Here is a 19,431-nt window from a genome sequence, read left to right on the forward strand (position 1 = left end):
ATCTTGTATGAAACGATGATGGACCGGCCACCGGGGCTTCCAGCGTGCCACTCCACCGCTAATGTGTTGTTGTGCCGCCACCGGCGGCTGCCCCGCAGGGCTGCGAAAGCTATGGACGATGGCGCGCAGCCAGCCGTCACATCTGCCATCACGCCTGTTTCACCGCCTGCATGAAGGCCTCGATTTTCACCGCGTCCTTGATGCCCTTGGCCTGTTCGACGCCACCGCTGACATCCACCGCATAAGGCCGCACCTGGGCAATGGCCTGGCCGACGTTATCGGCCGACAGCCCGCCCGCCAGGATGATGGGCTTGCTCAGGTGTGCCGGCACCAGTGACCAGTCGAACGCCTCACCGGTTCCCCCGGGTACGCCTGCCACGTAGGTGTCGAGCAATATGCCGCGGGCCCCTGCGTAAAGCTGGCAGGCTGCCTCCAGGTCATCGCCCGGGCGCACGCGCAGGGCCTTGATCCAGGGCCGGTGATAGCCTTCGCAGTCTTGCGGGGTTTCGTCGCCGTGGAACTGTAGCAGGTCCAGTGGAACCACTTCGAGGATCTCGTTCAGCTCGCAACGCGAGGCATTGACGAACAGCCCGACCGTGGTCACGAACGGTGGCAACTCGGCAATGATCGCCCGCGCCTGGCGCACGTCAACGGCTCGCGGGCTCTTGGCATAGAAGACAAAGCCGATGGCATCGGCACCCGCTTCGGCAGCGGCCAGTGCGTCTTCGATACGGGTAATCCCGCAGATCTTGCTGCGAACATTGCTCATGGACAGCGAACCCTGATTGTTACGGTGAAAGGCCGGATGTTAGCAAATGGCTTTTCGTCCGTCAGTCTGCCAACGCCTCGTAGCCCGTCAAAAAGTGTGGGCCGATGTAACGCTGGGGCAGCGCATATTCCTCGGGGTACTCCACCTGGACCAGGTAAAGCCCGTACGGATGGGCCGTGACCCCACCTTCCCGGCGGTTGCGCCCTTCCAGCACTTCACGCGCCCAGGTGACCGGGCGCTCGCCGGCACCGATGGCCGTCAGCACACCGACAATGTTGCGCACCATGTGGTGCAGGAAGGCAGTGGCGCGTACGTCCAGCACGATCATCTGGCCATGGCGGGTAACGCGCAGGTGGTAGATGTGCTTGATCGGCGACTTGGCCTGGCACTGGCTGGCGCGGAAGGCGCTGAAGTCGTGGGTGCCGAGCAGGAACTGCGCCGCTTGGGCCATGCGTTCGACATCCAGCGGGCGGTGGTTCCAGGTCACTTCCTCGGCCAGGTGTGCCGGGCGGATAGGGTCGTTGTAGATGACATAGCGGTAGCGCCGCGCACACGCCTTGAAGCGGGCATGGAAGTCGGCCGGCATCGGCCGCGACCAGACCACGCTGATGTCGTGCGGCAGGTTGAAATTGGTGCCCAGGGTCCAGGCGCGTTCGTCGCGCACGGCGCGAGTATCGAAGTGCACGACCTGGCCGCAGCCATGCACGCCGGCATCGGTGCGCCCGGCACAGATAACCGAAATCGGTTCGTTGGCGACCTTGGACAACGCTTGTTCCAGCGCTTGCTGGACACTGGGTACACCGCTGGCCTGGCGCTGCCAGCCGCGGTAGCGGGCGCCCTTGTATTCCACGCCCAGGGCGATTCGGGAGTAGCCTTCGGCCGCGGATTCGGCAGTAGCGGTGTCGATGATGTCCAAGCGCATGAAACCTGTGGGGTGTACGGAATGGCGGGGATTATAACGACAACGGCAGCCTTGTAGGGCTGCCGTTGGAGGTGTGTCGCGCTTGCGGGCCTCTTCGCGGGCTTGCCCGCTCCCACAGGTTACTCACAAGGTCGAAGACTTGTGGAGACCCTGTGGGAGCGGGCAAGCCCGCGAAGAGGCCTGCCCTGCTTGCATCAGACCAGGCGAGAGAGCATGTCCTCGGCTTCCTGGCGCTGGCTGTCGTCGCCGTCCTTGACCACTTCATCAAGGATGTCGCGCGCGCCCTGGTTGTCGCCCATGTCGATGTAGGCGCGGGCCAGGTCGAGCTTGGTGGCCACTTCGTCGCTGCCGGAGAAGAAGTCGAAGTCCAGGTCGTCCAAAGGCTCGGGCTCAGGCTGCGCAGCCGCATCCTCGCTGGTGAAGTGTGGCTCCAGCGATGGCGATTCGAGGCTTTGCGACAGCTTGTCCAGTTCGGCGTTGACGTCGTCCAGCTCCGAGGCAAAGCTCTTGGCGGCAGGCGAATCGTCCTCCAGAGACAGCGACAAGTCGAAGTCCGATGGCATGTCGAAATCGGAGACTGGGTCAAACTCCGGCACGCTGTCGAAGGCAGCCAGTTCGGCGGCGACGTCCACCGGGGCCTCTTGCGCTGCAGCCGGGGCGGCCGGGGCAACCGCTTCACTGACATCGAGGTCGAAATCGGACAGGTCCACGGCAGGCTGCGGCTCGGCCTGGGCCAGCATGGCTTCGAAATCGGCATCGGCGTCGGCTTGCAGATCGGCATCCACGGCAAACGGCTGCTCTTCTGGCTGAACCTCTTCAAGCACAGGCTCATCCAGCACAGGCTCGGCAATCACCAGCTCGTCGGGTACAGCCTCCTGGGGCGCCGGCTCGTCCAGCAACGGCGCTGCCAGCGGGTCTTGCTCCGCCAGGTCTTCACCCAGGCTCAGGTCGAAGGCGCTGTCCAGGCCCTGCTCATCGAGGCTCGATGCATCCAGGGTCGACACCTCTTCGAAGGCATCCAGCTCTGCTTCAGGCTCTGCTTGCGCCACTACCTCTGGCTCAGCCTCTACCTGTGGCTCGAACTCAGGCACCTCGTCAGGCACCACATCGGCAACCACCGGCGCCTCAGGCTCGTCGTGCAGCAACTCCTGCACGTACTGCTCATCCATCTCGGCAGCCAGCGCTGCCGCACCCAGGCCGGCAGCGGCCAGGCCAAGCATGGCCGGGTAACGCTCTTTCAGCCCGGCAACCTGGGCAGTATTGTGCTCACTGGCTTGCAGCTTGCGCTCCTGTTCGGCGAACGCGCTCTGGTCACCCTGGCGGGCATACACGTCCATCAGTTTCAGGCGCAGGTCGTCACGCTCCGGCGCAGCGTCCACAGCGGGCTCCAGCAGTTCGGTGGCGCGGTTCAGGCGGCCCTCGGCCAGGCATTGATCAACTTCGGCCAACAGCGCGGCGTGCGGGTCTGCGTACGGCTCGGCCTCGAGTTCTGCCTCGGCGGCTGGCGCTGCCAGTTTCTCCGCAGCAACGGCAGCGGCAGCCGAAGCTGCGACCACGGCTGGCGACAAGGTCACGCTCGGCTCCGAGACTTCGACGCCGTCGAGGCTCTCGGTATCATTGTCGAAACCCGTGCCCTGCTCTTCTTCCAGCGCCCGCGCCATGCGCAGGTGCTTTTCAGCTTCTTGCTGGGCCTTGCGCTTGCGCGCCAGCAGCCAAAGCAACAAGGCCAGCACCAGGATGCTGGAGCCGGCAATCAGCCAAAGCAGCCACGGATTGCCCAGGATCTGGTCGAGTGCACCGCCCGGCTGGCTGGCGGGCGCTGGATTGGCGGCTGGCTCCGGCTTGGGCGCGGTATCGACCGCAGCTGGTGCAGGCTCGAGCGCGGGCTGAGCGGCTGCCGCCGGCTGGGCCGGAGCAGCAGCAGCCACTGCCGGAGCGGCTGCGCCCTGGCCTTCAAGGCGCGCCAGCTGGTCGTTCTTCAGCTCGATCAGACGCTGCAGCTTGTCCAGCTGGCTTTGCAGGTCGGTCATGCGGCTTTTGAGTTCGTCGTTGTCGCGGCGACTGGTGTCCAGGCTTTCCTGGGCCACAGCCAGCTTGTCGCTGAGTGCCTTGGCCTGGCCGGCACCGGCTTGGTTGCCCGGGCTGACCAGGCGCAGGTTGTCGCCCTGGGCGATACGCGACGGGGCGGCCTCGGCGGCGCCACGGCGGGTAGCGTCGAGCTGGCGGGCACGCGGGCCCAGGCGGCGGCCTTCACGCCAGGCGGCATACTGTTCGGCCACCTCGCTGTTTGCCTCGCCCTGGGCAATGTTCTGGATCTGCTGCTGGTCGGGCAGGCGCAGCACCTGGCCAACCTTCAGCTGGTTGATGTTGTTGCCGATGAAGGCGTCGGGGTTCAGCGCCTGGATCGCGATCATGGTCTGCTGGATCGAGCCACCCTGGGTGTTGCGCGCAGCAATTTGCCACAGGGTGTCGCGGCGCTGGGTGGTGTAGCTGCTGGCACCGGTTGTGGCCGGTGTGACATTGCCTGCTGCTGGCTTGTCGCCCTGGGCCTTGGCCTGGTCCAGCAACACGCTGTAGTCACGCAGCAGGCGGCCCTGCGGCCACATCACCTGGACCAGGAACTTGACCACTGGCCCCGGCAGCGGCTGGCTGGAGGTAACCCGCAGCACGCTCTTGCCGTTGGGGTTGATAACCGGTGTGAAGGTCAGGTCTTCGAGGTACGTGGGAAACGCCACCCCGGCCTTGCTGAACTCTTCCGGTGGCGCCAGGCTCGGCGCCACTTCGGCGGCTTTGAGGTCGCGCACGTCGAGCAATTCGATCTCGGCGTCCAGCGGCTGATTCTGTGCCGACTTCAGGGTCAGCTCCCCCAGGCCCAGCGCATTCGCCATGCCAGACGACAGCGCGGATGCTGCAGCCATGGCCAGAACCAGTTTGCGAATTCGAAGCATGACCTCTTCCCTTGTATGAATCGTCCCGAAACCTGCAAGCAGAGCAGGACAAAAGTGCTCGCCAGTATCTTTTACAGCATGTGTTTAATCAACAATTGCGCCACTTGCACGGCATTGAGCGCGGCGCCTTTGCGCACGTTGTCGGTGGTCAGCCAGAGGTTGAGCTGCTGGTCTTCATCAATACCGTGACGTACACGACCAACATAGACCACGTCTTGGCCGACTGCGTCACCGACTGGGGTCGGATAATCATCACGCTCCACCAGCTCGACACTCTCGGCTGCCTCCAGCGCCTGGTTGACCGCTGCCAGGTCGACCGGGCGACGGCTTTGCACGGCCACACTGAAGCTATCGCCGAAAAACACCGGGACTTGAACGCAGCTCACCGAAATCTTCAATTCAGGCATACCCAGCAGTACGCGCAACTCGCTGACCAGGCGGCGCTCCAGCGCCGTATGGCCTTGCTCATCGGCGGCCCCCACCTGGGCCAGCAGGTTGAATGCCACCTGGCGGTCGAAGAAACGCGGCTCCAGTGGCCGGGCATTGAGCAGTTCGGCCGTTTGCCGGGCCAGTTCGCTGACCGCTTCGCGGCCTTGCGCGGACACCGCCAGCGACGCCATCACCTGCACCCGCTCGATGTCCAGCAGGCCCTTGAGCGGTGCCAGCGCCACCGCCACGGCAACCGCGGCCGAGCACGGGCTGACGATGCGTGCCGGCAGCGCCAGGCCGGCCAGGCGCTCTGCGTTGGCCTCAGGCACCAGGGCCAGGGCGTCGTCCAGGCCACCAGACAGGTCGATGACCGTGCAGCCCGCCTGCAGCGCCTTGCTGGCAAAGCTGCGGCTGACTGCGGCGCCAGTGGCAAAGAAGGCCAGCTTGACCTGGGCAAAGTCGAAGCTGTCGACTTCACGCACCTTGAGCTTCTTGCCAGCGAACATCACGCTGCTGCCCGCCGATTCCATGCTGGCCAGCAGGTGCAAGGTGGCGACCGGGAACGCCAGTTCTTCGAGGATCTGCACCAGGGCTTCACCGACGCTGCCGGTGGCGCCGACGACGGCGATGTCCATAGGATGTGTCACGGTAGGGATCCTCTTGCAGAAAACGGCGGGGGCGGCACTTTACTCGGATTGTAGGGTTTTGTCTGTGCTGGCCGTATCTTCGTCGCTGTGGGTTGCGTGAGGGCTAGCGGGGATGGCTTGGGATTTGCGGCGCTCGATCTCACCGGCACTAAAAATGCTGTGGCGAACACTCAAAAAAACCCGCGCTGTCGCCAGCGCGGGTTTTTTAGTCAACGCAGAACGATCAACGCTCCAGCAGGATCCGCAGCATGCGGCGCAGCGGTTCGGCGGCGCCCCACAGCAGCTGGTCACCCACGGTGAACGCGCCCAGGTACTGCGAGCCCATGTTCAGCTTGCGCAGGCGGCCAACCGGGATGTTCAGGGTGCCGGTGACCTTGGTTGGGGTCAGTTCCTGCATGCTGATTTCACGCTGGTTCGGCACCAGCTTCACCCACGGATTGTGCTGGCTGATCATGCCTTCGATGTCGGCGATCGGCACGTCCTTGTTCAGCTTGATGGTCAGCGCCTGGCTGTGGCAACGCATGGCGCCGATGCGCACGCAGATACCATCAACCGGGATCGGGCTCTTGAAGCGGCCGAGGATCTTGTTGGTCTCGGCCTGGGCCTTCCACTCTTCACGGCTCTGGCCGTTCGGCAGTTCCTTGTCGATCCACGGGATCAGGCTGCCGGCGAGTGGCACACCAAAGTTCTCGGTCGGGAACGCTTCGCTGCGCATGGCCTCGGCAACCTTGCGGTCGATGTCGAGGATGGCGCTGGCCGGGTTGGCCAGGTCATCGGCAACGGCAGCGTGAGTAGCCCCCATCTGCTTGATCAGCTCGCGCATGTTCTGCGCGCCGGCACCGGAGGCTGCCTGGTAGGTCATGGCGCTCATCCATTCGACCAGGCCCGCTTCGAACAGGCCACCCAGGCCCATCAGCATCAGGCTGACGGTGCAGTTGCCGCCGATGTAGTTCTTGGTACCGGCGTCCAGCTGCTGGTCGATGACCTTGCGGTTGACCGGGTCGAGGACGATCACCGCATCATCCTGCATGCGCAGGGACGAGGCAGCATCGATCCAGTAACCCTGCCAGCCGGCTTCACGCAGCTTTGGGAAGACCTCGTTGGTGTAGTCGCCGCCCTGGCAAGTCAGGATCACGTCGAGGGTCTTGAGCTCTTCAATCGAATACGCGTCCTTGAGCGGCGCTGTATCCTTGCCCACGTTCGGGCCTTGGCCGCCAACATTGGAGGTAGTGAAGAACACCGGCTCGATAAGGTCGAAATCCTGCTCCTCCAGCATCCGCTGCATGAGCACGGAACCGACCATACCGCGCCAACCGATCAGACCTACACGTTTCATCGCAACTACACCTTTGCTAAAAGTGGGCCGCCACCGGGAATTGTGGGTGGCGGGCCAGAGAGATTACAGATTCCGCAGCGCTGCGACTACAGCGTCGCCCATTTCCTGCGTACCAACTTTGCGGCAGCCTTCAGAGAAGATGTCGCCGGTGCGCAGGCCCTGGTCCAGAACCAGGCTGACGGCCTTCTCGATCGCCTCGGCGGCAGCCGACTGATTGAAGCTGTAACGCAGCATCATCGATACCGACAGGATGGTCGCCAGCGGGTTGGCGATGCCAAGGCCAGCGATGTCCGGCGCCGAGCCGTGGCACGGCTCGTACATGCCCTTGTTGTCGGCATCCAGCGACGCAGAAGGCAGCATGCCGATGGAACCGGTCAGCATGGAAGCTTCATCCGACAGAATGTCACCGAACATGTTGTCGGTCACCATCACATCGAACTGCTTGGGTGCACGTACCAGCTGCATGGCAGCGTTGTCGACGTACATGTGGCTCAGTTCGACATCCGGGTAGCCCTTGGCCACGTCTTCGACCACTTCACGCCACAACTGGCTGGACGCCAGGACGTTGGCCTTGTCCACCGAGCACAGCTTCTTGCCACGCACACGGGCCATGTCGAAGCCGACCCGGGCAATGCGACGCACTTCGCTTTCGCTGTACGGCAGGGTGTCGTAAGCCTGGCGCTCGCCGCCTTCCAGCTCGCGCTGGCCACGCGGGGCACCGAAATAGATGCCACCGGTCAGCTCACGGACGATGAGGATGTCGAGGCCCGAAACGATTTCCGGCTTCAGGGAAGAGGCATCGGCCAGTTGCGGGTAGAGGATGGCCGGGCGCAGGTTGGCGAACAGGCCCAGCTGCGAACGAATTTTAAGCAGGCCGCGCTCCGGGCGGATGTCACGCTCGATCTTGTCCCACTTCGGGCCACCCACGGCGCCCAGCAGCACGGCATCGGCCTTGCGCGCGCGCTCTAGGGTTTCGTCGGCCAGCGGCACGCCGTGCTTGTCGATGGCCGCGCCACCGATCACGTCGTGCTCCAGGCTGAAGCCGAGCTGGAACTTGTCGTTGGCCAGTTCCAGCACCTTGACCGCTTCGGCCATGATTTCCGGGCCGATACCGTCACCTGGGAGAATCAGAATCTGCTTGCTCATGCTTTCCTCTATCCATTCACGCGGTGCGGCCAGACGGGCCCCACCGAAAAGTGCTTAACGCTCGGCCCACAACACCAGCACATCGGTGCTGAACGAGCCATCGGCCTCGATCTGGTAATACTGCCGTACTTCTTCACCCATGGCTTGCTGCAATTGGCGTATGGCCACACGCATCGGCTCGGGGGTACGCATACGCTCGACCCAGCTGCTGAACTCCAGGCGCAGTGGCTGGCGCGTGTGGCTGCGCACATGCAGGCCGGCTTCGCTGACCTGGCGCTGCCATTGGGCGGCGGAGTAGTCGCGCACATGGCTGGTGTCGCGCAGCACTTCGACCGTTTGCAGGTAGGTGTCGAGCAGCGGGCTGCCGGGCGACATCACGTCGATGAACGCCGCCACGCCACCTGGCTTGAGCACCCGGCGCACTTCGCGCAGGGCCAGGCCCAGGTCGCTCCAGTGGTGGGCCGAGTAGCGGCTGAAGACGAAGTCGAACGAGGCATCGGCGAACGGCAGGTGTTCGGCCGCGCCACGTTCGGTGGTGATATTGGCCAGGCCGCGCTCGGCGGCGGCGCTGGCGACCACGTCGAGCATGGATTGCGAGAGGTCGTAGGCGACCACCTCGGCAACCAGCGGGGCGACGTGGAAGCTGACATGACCGGCACCGCAGCCCAGGTCCAGCACGCGAGCATGGGCCTGCCCCGCCAGCTTGGCCTGCAGCAGGGCGAACTCACTGCCCTGGGCGTGCACGGCGCTGCTGAGGTAGGCGCTGGCCTGTTCGCCGAACTGGCGCTGGACCACATCGGTGTGTTGGGTGCTGGTCATGTCTCGATCCTTTAGGTTTTGGGTTAGCTCTACTGGCCCTATCGCCGGCAAGCCAGCTCCTACAGGAAACCCACAGTATTCAGACGTGTGGTGATCCTGTGGGAGCTGGCTTGCCGGCGATGAGGCCAGCAAACTCACCTACATCACTCAGGCATCACGGAACAGCCAAGGCTGCCCGGCGCGGTGCTTGCCTTCGAAGGCCTTGATCGCATCGCTGTCCTGCAGGGTCAGGCCGATATCGTCCAGGCCGTTGAGCAGGCAGTGCTTGCGGAATGCATCGATCTCGAAGTGCAGCACCTTGCCATCCGGGCGGGTCACCGCCTGCGCCTGCAAGTCGATGGTCAGCTGGTAACCCGGGTTGGCTTCGACCTGCTTGAACAATTCGTCCACTTCCTCATCGCTGAGGATGATCGGCAGCAAGCCGTTCTTGAAGCTGTTGTTGAAGAAGATGTCGGCAAAGCTCGGCGCGATCACGCTGCGGAAGCCGTACTCGTCCAACGCCCACGGGGCGTGCTCACGGCTGGAGCCGCAACCGAAGTTTTCCCGCGCCAGCAACACGCTGGCCCCCTGGTAGCGTTCGTGGTTGAGCACAAACTCGGTGTTCAGCGGGCGCTTGCTGTTGTCCTGGTAGGGCTGGCCCACGTCCAGGTAACGCCATTCGTCGAACAGGTTAGGGCCAAAGCCGGTGCGTTTGATCGACTTCAGAAACTGCTTGGGGATGATCTGGTCGGTGTCGACGTTGGCACGGTCCAACGGCGCGACGAGGCCAGTGTGCTGGGTAAAGGCTTTCATGCTGCGCTCCCTTGGATCAACTCGCGAACATCGATGAAGTGGCCGGTCACCGCGGCAGCGGCAGCCATGGCCGGGCTGACCAGGTGGGTACGGCCACCGGCGCCCTGACGGCCTTCGAAGTTGCGGTTGGAGGTGGACGCGCAATGCTCGCCACTCTCCAGGCGGTCCGGGTTCATCGCCAGGCACATCGAGCAGCCTGGCTCACGCCATTCAAAACCGGCTTCGACGAAGATCTTGTCCAGGCCTTCGCGCTCGGCCTGGGCCTTGACCAGGCCCGAACCCGGCACGACGATGGCTTGCTTGACGGTAGCGGCTACCTTGCGGCCCTTGGCGATTTCGGCTGCGGCGCGCAGGTCTTCGATACGCGAGTTGGTGCACGAGCCGATGAACACGCGGTCCAGTTTGATATCGGTAATCGCCTGGTTGGCGGTCAGGCCCATGTACTTCAAGGCACGCTCGATCGAACCACGCTTGACCAGGTCGGCTTCGGCAGCCGGGTCCGGCACGCGCTGGTCGACGGCCAACACCATCTCGGGCGAGGTGCCCCAGCTGACCTGTGGCTTGATCTGGCTGGCATCCAGCTCCACTACGGTGTCGAACACGGCATCGTCATCCGACACCAGGTCTTTCCACGACTCGACCGCTTGTTCCCACTGCTCGCCCTTCGGCGCATACGGGCGGCCTTCAACGTAGGCAACGGTGGTGGCGTCAGTGGCCACCAGGCCCACACGGGCGCCAGCCTCGATGGACATGTTGCAGATGGTCATGCGGCCTTCCATCGACAATTCGCGGATGGCGCTGCCGGCGAACTCCATGGCGTGGCCGTTGCCACCGGCGGTGCCGATCTTGCCGATCACGGCCAGGACGATGTCCTTGGCGGTAACGCCGGTAGGCAACTGGCCTTCCACGCGCACCAGCATGTTCTTCATCTTCTTGGCGACCAGGCACTGGGTGGCGAGCACGTGCTCGACCTCGGAGGTGCCAATGCCGTGGGCCAGGGCACCGAAGGCGCCGTGGGTGGAGGTGTGCGAGTCACCGCAGACCACGGTCATGCCAGGCAAGGTGGCACCCTGCTCCGGGCTGATGACGTGGACGATGCCCTGGCGTTCGTCATTCATCTTGAATTCGACGATGCCGTATTCGTCACAGTTTTCGTCAAGGGTCTGCACCTGCAGGCGCGACACCTGGTCGACGATGGCCTCGATACCGCCCTTGCGCTCTGGCGTGGTCGGCACGTTGTGGTCGGGGGTGGCGATGTTGGTGTCGATGCGCCACGGTTTGCGGTTGGCCAGGCGCAGGCCTTCGAAGGCCTGGGGCGACGTCACTTCGTGGATGATGTGGCGGTCGATGTAGATCAAGGACGAGCCGTCATCACGGCGCTTGACCTCATGGGCTTCCCAGAGTTTGTCGTAGAGCGTTTTGCCAGCCATCAGACTGTTCCTCATCAGCGTCTTTCTATGCCAAAGACCCCTTGGCTTGTACGGACGATGCTATGGGGTTAGATTGAATAACTCAAATTCATAATTTTTATGCTTTGGATAACCCAAAGGAATACAGCACCATGGACCTGGCCAACCTCAGTGCCTTTATAGCCATTGCCGAAACCGGCAGCTTTTCCGGGGCTGCCGAGCGGCTGTTCCTGACCCAGCCGGCCATCAGCAAACGCATCGCCGGGCTGGAGCAGCAACTGGGGGTGCGCCTGTTCGACCGCCTGGGCCGCGAGGTGACCCTGACCGAGGCCGGGCGCGCCCTGCTGCCACGGGCCTACCAGATTCTCAATGTGCTAGATGATACCCGACGGGCGCTGACCAACCTGACCGGGGCCGTGAGCGGTCGTCTGACCCTTGCCACCAGCCATCACATCGGCCTGCACCGCCTGCCTCCATTGTTGCGGGCTTTCACCCGCCAGTACCCGGCCGTGGCGCTGGATATTCAGTTTCTCGATTCAGAACAGGCCTACGACGAAATTCTGCATGGCCGTGCCGAGATTGCAGTGATCACCCTGGCGCCCGACCCGCACCACCTGGTCAAGGCCGTGCCGGTGTGGGACGACGCCCTGGACTTTGTCGCCGCCCCCGAGCACCCGCTGGCCAACAACCATGCGGTCAGCCTGGCTGATGTCGCCCGCCACCCGGCGGTCTTCCCTGGCGGCAACACCTTTACCCACCATATTGTCCAGCGCCTGTTCGAAAGCCAGGGCCTGACGCCGAACATCGCCATGAGCACCAACTACCTGGAAACCATCAAGATGATGGTATCGATCGGCCTGGCCTGGAGCGTATTGCCACGCACCATGCTCGACGAACAGGTTGCACCCATCGCATTGCCCGGCATACAGCTGTCGCGCCAGCTAGGCTACATCTTGCACACGGAGCGTACGCTATCGAACGCGGCCAGGGCATTCATGGCTCTGCTCGACAGCCACGCAGGGCCCGCCTGACCGGCCGTCAGCCCGGTACTTCCAATTCAAGGACGCGTCATACGCCAAAGGTCTGGTACCGATGCCCAAATCAGCAAACCGCTTTTTGCGCCTGCCGCGTATTCCTGCGGCCGATCCCCAAGAGTCGGAACAGGCCTGGCAGAACGCCCCGCAACTGCTGGCGGCGCTCAACGGCGCACGCCTGGGGGCCTGGCTGTGGGATATCGAAAGCGGCCGGGTCAGCTGGTCCCGGGGCACCCAGGCGCTGTTCGGCTTCGACCCGCAGCGGCCGCTGCCCGCCGATGTCGACTACCTCGACTTGCTGCCCGAGGAAGACCGCGCGCGCACGCGTCAGGTATTTCAGGCCGTGTTCAACGGCGAGCCGGTGGAGCAGGCCATGCGCCACCGCATTCGCTGGCCGGACGGTAGCCTGCACTGGCTGGAGATCAACGGCAGCCTGACTCACGACCAGCATGGCCGGCCCCAGATGATCGGGGTGATCCGCGAAATTACCCGCCAGCGCGAGCGGGAGACAGCGCTGATCAATTCGGAAAAGCGCTTCGCCACCCTGTTTCACCTCAGCCCCAACGCCATTTTGCTGACCCGCCGCCACGACGGCATGATCTTCGAGGTCAACCAGCATTTCGAAGACATGTTCGGCTGGCCCGGCAGCCAAGTGATCGGCAAGACCAGCCTGGAGCTGGGCCTGTGGGTCAACCCCGAACAGCGTCACCAGGTCATGGAGTCGACCCGCGCCAGTGGCGGCCCGCTCATCATGGAGGTGCAGTTCCGTGCCTCCAGCGGCAAGGTGCACGATGGCATCCTCTGCACCCAGGGCATCGAACTGGAGGGCGTCACCTTCTTGATCAGCACGTTCGTCGACACCACCGAACGCAAGCGCGCCGAGCAGGCCCTGAAGGACAGCCAGGAACGCCTGGACCTGGCCCTGGACTCGGCGCAGCTGGGCACCTGGGACTGGCACATCCCAAGCGGCATGCTCTACGGCTCGGCCCGCGCCGCGCAGCTGCACGGCCTGCCGCCCACCCCTTTTCACGAATCGTTCGATGCGTTTTTCGAAGGGGTGCCGGAACAGGAACGCAACTCGATGCGCCAGGCTTACCGCAGCCTGCGCGAAGGGCCCGCCGGGAACTACCAGATCACCTACCGGGTGCAACTGGAAAACGGCATCTCGCGCTATATCGAAAGCCGCGCACGGCTTTACCGCGACGAGCAGGGTAACCCGCTGCGCATGGCCGGCACCTTGCTCGACATTACCGACCAGGTGGAGCGTGAGCAGCGCCTGAGCGCCTCGGAAGAGAAGTTCGCCAGCCTTTTCCAGGTCAGCCCCGACCCGATCTGCGTCACCCGCCAGGACACCGGCCAGTTCATCGAGATCAACCCGGCATTCAGCCAGACCTTCGGCTGGGCCAGCGACCAGGTGATTGGCCGCACCGCCGAGGAAATCGGCCTGTGGGCCGAGTCCATCGAACGTGCGCAACGTATCGAGCGGGTCATCCGCGATCGGGCCTTGAGCAACGTCGCCGTGGTGGTCAACCACCGCGACGGCGCGCCATTGACCTGTGTAATCTCCAGCCGCCTGATCACCGTCGACGACCAACCCTGCAGTGTCACCACCCTGCGCGATATTACCCAGCAGCAACGCGCCGAGGCGGCGCTGCAGTCCAGCGAGGAGAAGTTCGCCAAGGCCTTCCACTCCAGCCCAGACGCCATCACCATCACCGAACGCCACAGCGGCCGCTACCTGGAAATCAACGATGGCTTCTGCCGCCTCACCGGCTACAGCGCCGCCGATGTGGTGGGCCACACGGTATACGAGATCGGTATCTGGGCCGACGACAAGCAGCGCAGCGCATTGCTGGCCGAGTTGCGCGACCGCGGCCGGGTGCATCACCGGGAAATGCTCGGGCGTAACAAGCGCGGCGATATCCTCACCGTGGAAGTCTCTGTTGAGCCGATCACCCTCAACGAAGTCGACTGCCTGCTGCTGACCGCCCGCGATGTCAGCCAACTGAAGAATGCCCAGGCGCAGATACGCCATCTGGCCTACCACGACCCGCTGACCAACCTGCCCAACCGCGCCTTGCTGATGGACCGGCTGAGCCAGCAGATCGCCCTGCTCAAGCGCCACAACCTGCGCGGTGCCCTGCTGTTCCTCGACCTGGACCACTTCAAGCACATCAACGACTCGCTGGGCCACCCGGTGGGCGACACGGTGCTGAAGATCATCACCGCACGCCTGGAAGCCAGTGTGCGCTTTGAAGACACCGTGGCCCGGCTGGGTGGCGACGAGTTCGTGGTACTGCTCAGCGGCCTGGAGGGCAGCCGTGAGGTGGTGGAGGAAAAAGTGCGCGAACTGGCCGACACGCTGCGTGAGCTGCTGGCCGAACCGATGTCGCTGGATGGCCAGCGCCTGCAGGTAACGCCCAGCATCGGCGTGGCGCTGATCCCCGACCACGGCACCACCCCGGCCGATCTGCTCAAGCGTGCCGATATCGCCCTTTACCGGGCAAAAGACTCCGGGCGCAACACCACCCAGCTGTTCCATACCACCATGCAGAAGGCCGCCAGCGAACGGCTGCGCATGGAAAACGACCTGCGCCTGGCCTTGGCCCGTGGCGAGCTGGCGCTGCATTTTCAGCCGCAGGTGGACGCCCGCGACAACCGTATCGTCGGCGCTGAGGTGCTGCTGCGCTGGCACCACCCGCAACTGGGCCAGCAACCACCCGCGCAGTTCATCCAGGTACTGGAAGAAAGCGGCCTGATCCTGGAAGTTGGCAGCTGGATCCTTGACGAAGCCTGCGATGCCTGCGCCCGCATGCTCACCGACGGGCTGATTGATGCCGATGACTTCAGCCTGTGCGTAAACATCAGCCCGCGGCAGTTCCGCCAGAACAACTTTGTCGAGCGCGTGCTGCGCAGCCTGGATGATTACCGGCTGCCTCGGCACATGCTCAAGCTGGAGATCACCGAAGGCATCGTTATCCAGAACCTGGAAGACACCATCAGCAAGATGCGCGAACTGAAGCGCTACGGGGTGAGTTTTGCCATGGATGACTTTGGCACTGGCTATTCGTCGCTGACCTACCTCAAGCGCCTGCCGGTCGATGCGCTGAAGATCGACCAGACCTTCGTGCGCGATGCACCGAACGACCCCAACGACGCCGAAATCGTCCGCGCCATCGTCGCCATGGCCCGCAGCCTGGACCTGGCTGTGATTGCCGAGGGGGTGGAACTGACCGAACAGCTGGAGTTTCTGGAACGGCTGGGCTGCCACCTGTACCAGGGCTACCTGCACAGCCGGCCGTTGCCGTTGCCTGAGTTTCGCAAGCTGTTGCTGGAGGCGCCGGCAGACTACTGAAGCAGATGCAGGCACCCACGAAGAAGGGCACCCGAGGGTGCCCTTCTTCATTGCAGCGTGATCAGTTCAGCGCTGGCTTGTCGCCATTGATCGGGATGCGCTTGGCCTTGGCTTCTTCAGGCACGATGCGCAGCAGGTCGATGCTGAGCAGGCCGTTGGCCAGGCCGGCGGCCTTCACTTCGATATGATCGGCCAGGCGGAACGACAGCTTGAAGGCGCGTTGCGCGATACCCTGATGCAGGTAAGTCACTTCAGCGGCACCATTGTCGCGCTTGCCACCGGTCACGGTCAGGACACCTTTCTCGACCTGCAGGTCGAGGTCCTGCTCCTGGAAACCAGCTGCGGCAACCACGATGCGGTAGTGGTCCTCGCCATGCTTTTCCACGTTGTAGGGCGGGTAGCTGCTACCGGCCTCATTACGTGCCGCGGACTCGAACAGGTCGTTGAAACGGTCGAAACCAACGGAATGGCGGAACAGTGGAGCAAGAGAGAAAGCGGTAGTCATGGTCATAAACTCCTGAGATTCAGCAAGTAAGTCACTACGCGACCCGACTTCGGCATCGCGTACTCAAAAGATATGGCCAGGGGAAAAGCTTTCAAGGGGAGCGTTAAAAAAATCTTCTTTTTTGCACTGGGTCTGATGGCCTCTTCGCGGGTAAACCCGCTCCTACAGGGCTGTGCATTACCTGTGGGAGCGGGTTTACCCGCGAAGAGGTCGGTTCAGGCAACACAAGCCTCGAAAGCAGCCGCCTCAACCCCCAGCAACCGGCTGATCCGCGCGCAGTCATCTTCCCGGCGCAACTCGGCAAACAACACCACCGCTTCGGGGTAACTGCGGGTCAGCATCGCCAACCACTGTTTCATCCGCCCCGGCGCATAGCGCGGTGACAGTTTGGCCTGGGCCTGACGCCAGAACTCGCGCAACAACGGCAGCAGGTCGTCCCAACTCATCGGCTGATAGTCCCGCCCGTCGCGCGCCGCAGCAATCTGCAGGCCCAGGTCTGGGCGCGATACCAGGCCACGGCCCAACATGATGTCTTCGGCCCCGCTGACCTCACGGCACCGCTGCCAGTCATCGACGGTCCAGATCTCGCCGTTGGCGAACACCGGTACCTTGACCACATCCTGCACCCGCGCCACCCACTCCCAGTGCGCCGGCGGCTTGTAGCCCTCGACCTTGGTCCGCGCATGCACCACCAGATGCGCCGAGCCCCCCTCTGCCAGGGCCGTGGCACAGTCCAGGGCGCCGTCGGGGCTGTCGAAGCCCAGGCGCATCTTCGAAGTGACCGGGATATGCGCCGGCACCGCGCGGCGCACCTCACGTACGATGGCGTGCAGCAACTCCGGCTCTTTGAGCAGCACGGCACCGCCACGTGACTTGTTCACAGTCTTGGCCGGGCAGCCGAAGTTCAGGTCGATCACGGGCGCACCCAGCTCACAGGCCAGCGCCGCGTTTTCCGCCAGGCACCCCGGGTCCGAACCCAGCAACTGCACGCGCATGGGCACCCCGGAAGCCGTGCGCGCACCCTGGCGCAACTCGGGCGCCAGCTTGTGGAACGAGGACGCCGGCAGCAGGCGGTCGCACACGCGGATGAACTCGGTGACGCACCAGTCGATACCGCCCACACGGGTCAATACGTCGCGCAGGATGTTGTCAACCAGCCCCTCCATGGGGGCCAGGGCAATTTGCATGTCGGGGTCTCGGATGGAAAAGCCGGCAGTCTAACAAAAATTGCCGGCGATTCAGGCGCCGATCAGCGCCGGGCCGTAACCATCGACAAATTCCGCCGGCATGCGCCTGGGCTTGCCGGTGGACAGCTCGATGCAGGCAAAGGTGGTTTGTGCGCGCAGCAAGGTTACGCCGTCACGCGGGCGCTTGAGCTGGAAGCGCCGGGTCATGCGCAGGCGCTGATCCCAGTCGATGATCCAGGTGGCCAGTTGCAGTTCGTCGTCCTCGTAAGCGGCGGCGAGGTAGTCGATTTCGTGGCGCACCACAGCCATCGCCCGATCCAGGCGCCGATACTCGGCCAGGTCCAGCCCCAGGCGCTGGGAGTGGCGCCAGGCGCAGCGCTCCAGCCAGGTGACATAGACTGCGTTATTGGCGTGGCCGAGGCCATCGATGTCCTCGCTACCGACGCGCAGGTCGATGACGAAGGGTGTTGCCAGGTCCCAGCCCATGTTCGCTTCCTTGGCACAAAAGTCGATTTAGCAGCGACCTGCGGGGCAATGTCCAGCCCCTGCGCAAGATTTACCGGCCTCATCGCCGGCAAGCCAGCTCCCACAGGTTCGGCGTAGGACTCCAGGTTTGCGCCGAGCCTGTGGGAGCTGGCTTGCCGGCGATGAGGTCAGCACAGGCAACACCATCAGGCAGTTTGTCGCGCTGGCACGTCAGCCCGGGCCAGCAATTCGAGCACAGCCTCACCCAGTCGCGGGTCGGACAGCACTCGCTGGTGGCCACCCTCCTCCAGCAGCATCAGCCGGCTGTCGAACCAGGCCTTGTGGATTACCTGGGCTTCATCGGCGGCCACCAGAGCATCATCGGCGGCATGCACCACCAACCCCGGAAGCTCCAGCTGGTAACCGGTCACATCCAGCCGCGCAATCTGCATGCCTACCTCCCGCTCCACCTGGCGAATGAAGGCCGCCCGCGCGCGCGCCGGCATCCCCAGACGATGGGCAAAACCGCGCAGCACGCCCAGCAGCCGCGCCGGGGCTGCAATGCTGACCGCTGCCTGTGCGCGCAGCCCCATCTGCAAGGCCAGCAGCACACTGGCACCGCCCATGGAGTGGCCAATGACCGCACGCAGCGGCGGCAGTTCGGCAGCGGCCTCCAGCAGCGCCCGGGCAAACAGCACCACATTTGCCTGCTCACCAGGCGAACGGCCATGGCCCGGCCCTTCCAGCGACACCACCGTGTGGCCGGCCTGGACCAAGGTCTCGATCAACGCGGCAAACTGGGTCGGGCGCCCTTCCCAACCGTGCATCAGCAGCACGGTCGGGCCTTTGCCCCAGCGCAACGCAGACAAGCCGAAGCGCAGGGTGATGCGCTCGGCGCTAGCCAGCACGGGCAGCTCCCAATCCCGAGGCGGCAGATTGCGTGGGGTCATGAAGGCACGGCGCATCTTGCCCGCGACATGCTCGGGGGCCAGGCGGCCCAGGGTGCCATTGACACCACGAATCCAGCTCAGGGTAGTCATCGCCATGCTCCAGGGTTAAAGCACCGCCGACTTGGCGGCGCGCAGAATACGGTCAGAAAGCTCACTGGTACCCAAGGCACGGGCCAGGGCCAGGCCGCCGACCATGAGCGCCAGGTCGGCCAATGCCTTGTCGGCATCTTCGGGGCGGTCAACCATGGCGGCGGTCATCAGCTCGATGTGCTCGGCCAATACTTCGCGGAACACCTCCGGCAGGCGCTGCATCTCGCCCAGCGAGTTGGGCAGCGGGCAGGCGTGCACTTCGGCATCCCGGTGTTTGCGCGACAGGTAGAAGGCACTGGCCAGCGCCCGCCGCCCTGCACCATCCAGGTTGGGGTCGATCTGGGCGAGCAAGGCGCGGCGTTCGCCTAACAGCTGGCGGAACGCTTCGAGCATCAGCTCGTCCTTGCTGTCAAAGTGGGCATAGAAACCGCCGACGGTAAGGCCTGCTGCCCCCATCACCTGGCTAACGCTGGGCTCGGCGGGGCCATGCTGGATCAGCGCACTGCGTGCAGCTTCCAGAATGCGTTCGCGGGTTCTGCTCTTCTTGTCGCTCATCAGGGACTCGCCAGGAGGAATATGATGATGGAAATATTATACGCATCATATTTTTTGGCAAGCAGAACTTCCC

The 19,431-nt window shown here is 64.0% G+C and carries 16 protein-coding genes; 2 read left to right on the forward strand and 14 right to left on the reverse strand.

Annotated features, from left to right (window positions below; genetic code table 11):
• Positions 1-148 precede the first annotated feature (148 nt).
• The 9 genes from JOY50_RS16590 to leuC all read right to left on the reverse strand — a co-directional run bounded on the left by JOY50_RS16590 (position 149) and on the right by leuC (position 11,238).
• A complete protein-coding gene (locus tag JOY50_RS16590; protein WP_132847034.1) occupies positions 149-769 on the reverse strand; it encodes a phosphoribosylanthranilate isomerase in 621 nt (206 codons plus the stop codon).
• A 61-nt stretch (positions 770-830) separates the two neighbouring features.
• A complete protein-coding gene (truA, locus tag JOY50_RS16595) occupies positions 831-1,691 on the reverse strand; it encodes a tRNA pseudouridine(38-40) synthase TruA (RefSeq protein WP_132847035.1) in 861 nt (286 codons plus the stop codon).
• Between the two features lie 194 nt (positions 1,692-1,885).
• Complete coding sequence (locus JOY50_RS16600) at positions 1,886-4,639, reverse strand: FimV/HubP family polar landmark protein (protein ID WP_243055546.1); 2,754 nt, start codon at positions 4,637-4,639, stop codon at positions 1,886-1,888.
• A gap of 71 nt (positions 4,640-4,710) precedes the next feature.
• Positions 4,711-5,715 carry an aspartate-semialdehyde dehydrogenase gene (locus JOY50_RS16605; protein ID WP_138737742.1) on the reverse strand — a complete coding sequence of 335 codons (1,005 nt, stop codon included), beginning with the start codon at positions 5,713-5,715 and terminating at the stop codon, positions 4,711-4,713.
• A gap of 223 nt (positions 5,716-5,938) precedes the next feature.
• Positions 5,939-7,051 carry an aspartate-semialdehyde dehydrogenase gene (asd, locus tag JOY50_RS16610; RefSeq protein WP_019473016.1) on the reverse strand — a complete coding sequence of 371 codons (1,113 nt, stop codon included), beginning with the start codon at positions 7,049-7,051 and terminating at the stop codon, positions 5,939-5,941.
• Between the two features lie 63 nt (positions 7,052-7,114).
• Positions 7,115-8,197 (reverse strand): 3-isopropylmalate dehydrogenase, encoded by a 1,083-nt coding sequence (gene leuB / locus JOY50_RS16615; protein WP_019473015.1) that lies wholly within the window; start codon positions 8,195-8,197, stop codon positions 7,115-7,117.
• Positions 8,198-8,251: 54 nt separating this feature from the next.
• Positions 8,252-9,016 (reverse strand): class I SAM-dependent methyltransferase, encoded by a 765-nt coding sequence (locus JOY50_RS16620; RefSeq protein ID WP_243055547.1) that lies wholly within the window; start codon positions 9,014-9,016, stop codon positions 8,252-8,254.
• A 147-nt stretch (positions 9,017-9,163) separates the two neighbouring features.
• A complete protein-coding gene (gene leuD, locus JOY50_RS16625; protein ID WP_019473800.1) occupies positions 9,164-9,808 on the reverse strand; it encodes a 3-isopropylmalate dehydratase small subunit in 645 nt (214 codons plus the stop codon).
• Positions 9,805-11,238 (reverse strand): 3-isopropylmalate dehydratase large subunit, encoded by a 1,434-nt coding sequence (gene leuC, locus JOY50_RS16630; protein ID WP_132847040.1) that lies wholly within the window; start codon positions 11,236-11,238, stop codon positions 9,805-9,807. Before leuC ends, leuD begins: the two co-directional genes overlap by 4 nt.
• Before the next feature lie 131 nt (positions 11,239-11,369).
• Here leuC and JOY50_RS16635 point away from each other — a divergent pair, with 131 nt between their 5' ends.
• Positions 11,370-12,248: a LysR family transcriptional regulator gene (locus tag JOY50_RS16635; RefSeq protein WP_019473802.1), complete on the forward strand. Its 879-nt coding sequence runs from the start codon at positions 11,370-11,372 to the stop codon at positions 12,246-12,248.
• A 61-nt stretch (positions 12,249-12,309) separates the two neighbouring features.
• Positions 12,310-15,606, forward strand: a complete 3,297-nt coding sequence (locus tag JOY50_RS16640; RefSeq protein WP_132847041.1) for a PAS domain S-box protein — start codon at positions 12,310-12,312, stop codon at positions 15,604-15,606.
• Between the two features lie 61 nt (positions 15,607-15,667).
• Here JOY50_RS16640 and JOY50_RS16645 read toward each other — a convergent pair whose 3' ends face one another.
• The 5 genes from JOY50_RS16645 to JOY50_RS16665 form a co-directional block, all read right to left on the reverse strand.
• Entirely contained in the window at positions 15,668-16,111 is a 444-nt protein-coding gene (locus tag JOY50_RS16645; protein WP_019473804.1) for an Hsp20 family protein, read from the reverse strand.
• Between the two features lie 215 nt (positions 16,112-16,326).
• The gene (locus JOY50_RS16650) at positions 16,327-17,298 is read right to left on the reverse strand and encodes a tRNA-dihydrouridine synthase (protein WP_132847042.1); all 972 of its coding nucleotides are present in this window, start codon (positions 17,296-17,298) and stop codon (positions 16,327-16,329) included.
• Between the two features lie 51 nt (positions 17,299-17,349).
• Positions 17,350-17,784, reverse strand: a complete 435-nt coding sequence (locus JOY50_RS16655; protein ID WP_132847043.1) for a thioesterase family protein — start codon at positions 17,782-17,784, stop codon at positions 17,350-17,352.
• Positions 17,785-17,969: 185 nt separating this feature from the next.
• Positions 17,970-18,803, reverse strand: coding sequence for an alpha/beta fold hydrolase (locus tag JOY50_RS16660; RefSeq protein ID WP_132847044.1), 834 nt, complete (start codon positions 18,801-18,803; stop codon positions 17,970-17,972).
• Between the two features lie 15 nt (positions 18,804-18,818).
• Positions 18,819-19,358, reverse strand: a complete 540-nt coding sequence (locus JOY50_RS16665) for a TetR/AcrR family transcriptional regulator (RefSeq protein WP_049274396.1) — start codon at positions 19,356-19,358, stop codon at positions 18,819-18,821.
• Between the last annotated feature and the right edge of the window lie 73 nt (positions 19,359-19,431).

Origin of the sequence: Pseudomonas sp. BP01 (assembly GCF_022760795.1) — a bacterium.
Taxonomy (GTDB): Bacteria; Pseudomonadota; Gammaproteobacteria; order Pseudomonadales; family Pseudomonadaceae; genus Aquipseudomonas; species Aquipseudomonas putida_Q.

Bases quoted from the DNA above. Each gene is read 5' to 3' on its own strand.
- JOY50_RS16645 (WP_019473804.1), bottom strand. From the start codon at position 16,111: ATGACTACCGCTTTCTCTCTTGCTCCACTGTTCCGCCATTCCGTTGGT.
- truA (WP_132847035.1), bottom strand. From the start codon at position 1,691: ATGCGCTTGGACATCATCGACACCGCTACTGCCGAATCCGCGGCCGAA.
- JOY50_RS16600 (WP_243055546.1), bottom strand. From the start codon at position 4,639: ATGCTTCGAATTCGCAAACTGGTTCTGGCCATGGCTGCAGCATCCGCG.
- asd (WP_019473016.1), bottom strand. From the start codon at position 7,051: ATGAAACGTGTAGGTCTGATCGGTTGGCGCGGTATGGTCGGTTCCGTG.
- JOY50_RS16655 (WP_132847043.1), bottom strand. From the start codon at position 17,784: ATGGGCTGGGACCTGGCAACACCCTTCGTCATCGACCTGCGCGTCGGT.
- JOY50_RS16635 (WP_019473802.1), top strand. From the start codon at position 11,370: ATGGACCTGGCCAACCTCAGTGCCTTTATAGCCATTGCCGAAACCGGC.
- leuB (WP_019473015.1), bottom strand. From the start codon at position 8,197: ATGAGCAAGCAGATTCTGATTCTCCCAGGTGACGGTATCGGCCCGGAA.
- JOY50_RS16620 (WP_243055547.1), bottom strand. From the start codon at position 9,016: ATGACCAGCACCCAACACACCGATGTGGTCCAGCGCCAGTTCGGCGAA.
- JOY50_RS16665 (WP_049274396.1), bottom strand. From the start codon at position 19,358: ATGAGCGACAAGAAGAGCAGAACCCGCGAACGCATTCTGGAAGCTGCA.
- JOY50_RS16640 (WP_132847041.1), top strand. From the start codon at position 12,310: ATGCCCAAATCAGCAAACCGCTTTTTGCGCCTGCCGCGTATTCCTGCG.
- leuC (WP_132847040.1), bottom strand. From the start codon at position 11,238: ATGGCTGGCAAAACGCTCTACGACAAACTCTGGGAAGCCCATGAGGTC.
- JOY50_RS16590 (WP_132847034.1), bottom strand. From the start codon at position 769: ATGAGCAATGTTCGCAGCAAGATCTGCGGGATTACCCGTATCGAAGAC.
- JOY50_RS16660 (WP_132847044.1), bottom strand. From the start codon at position 18,803: ATGACTACCCTGAGCTGGATTCGTGGTGTCAATGGCACCCTGGGCCGC.
- leuD (WP_019473800.1), bottom strand. From the start codon at position 9,808: ATGAAAGCCTTTACCCAGCACACTGGCCTCGTCGCGCCGTTGGACCGT.
- JOY50_RS16650 (WP_132847042.1), bottom strand. From the start codon at position 17,298: ATGCAAATTGCCCTGGCCCCCATGGAGGGGCTGGTTGACAACATCCTG.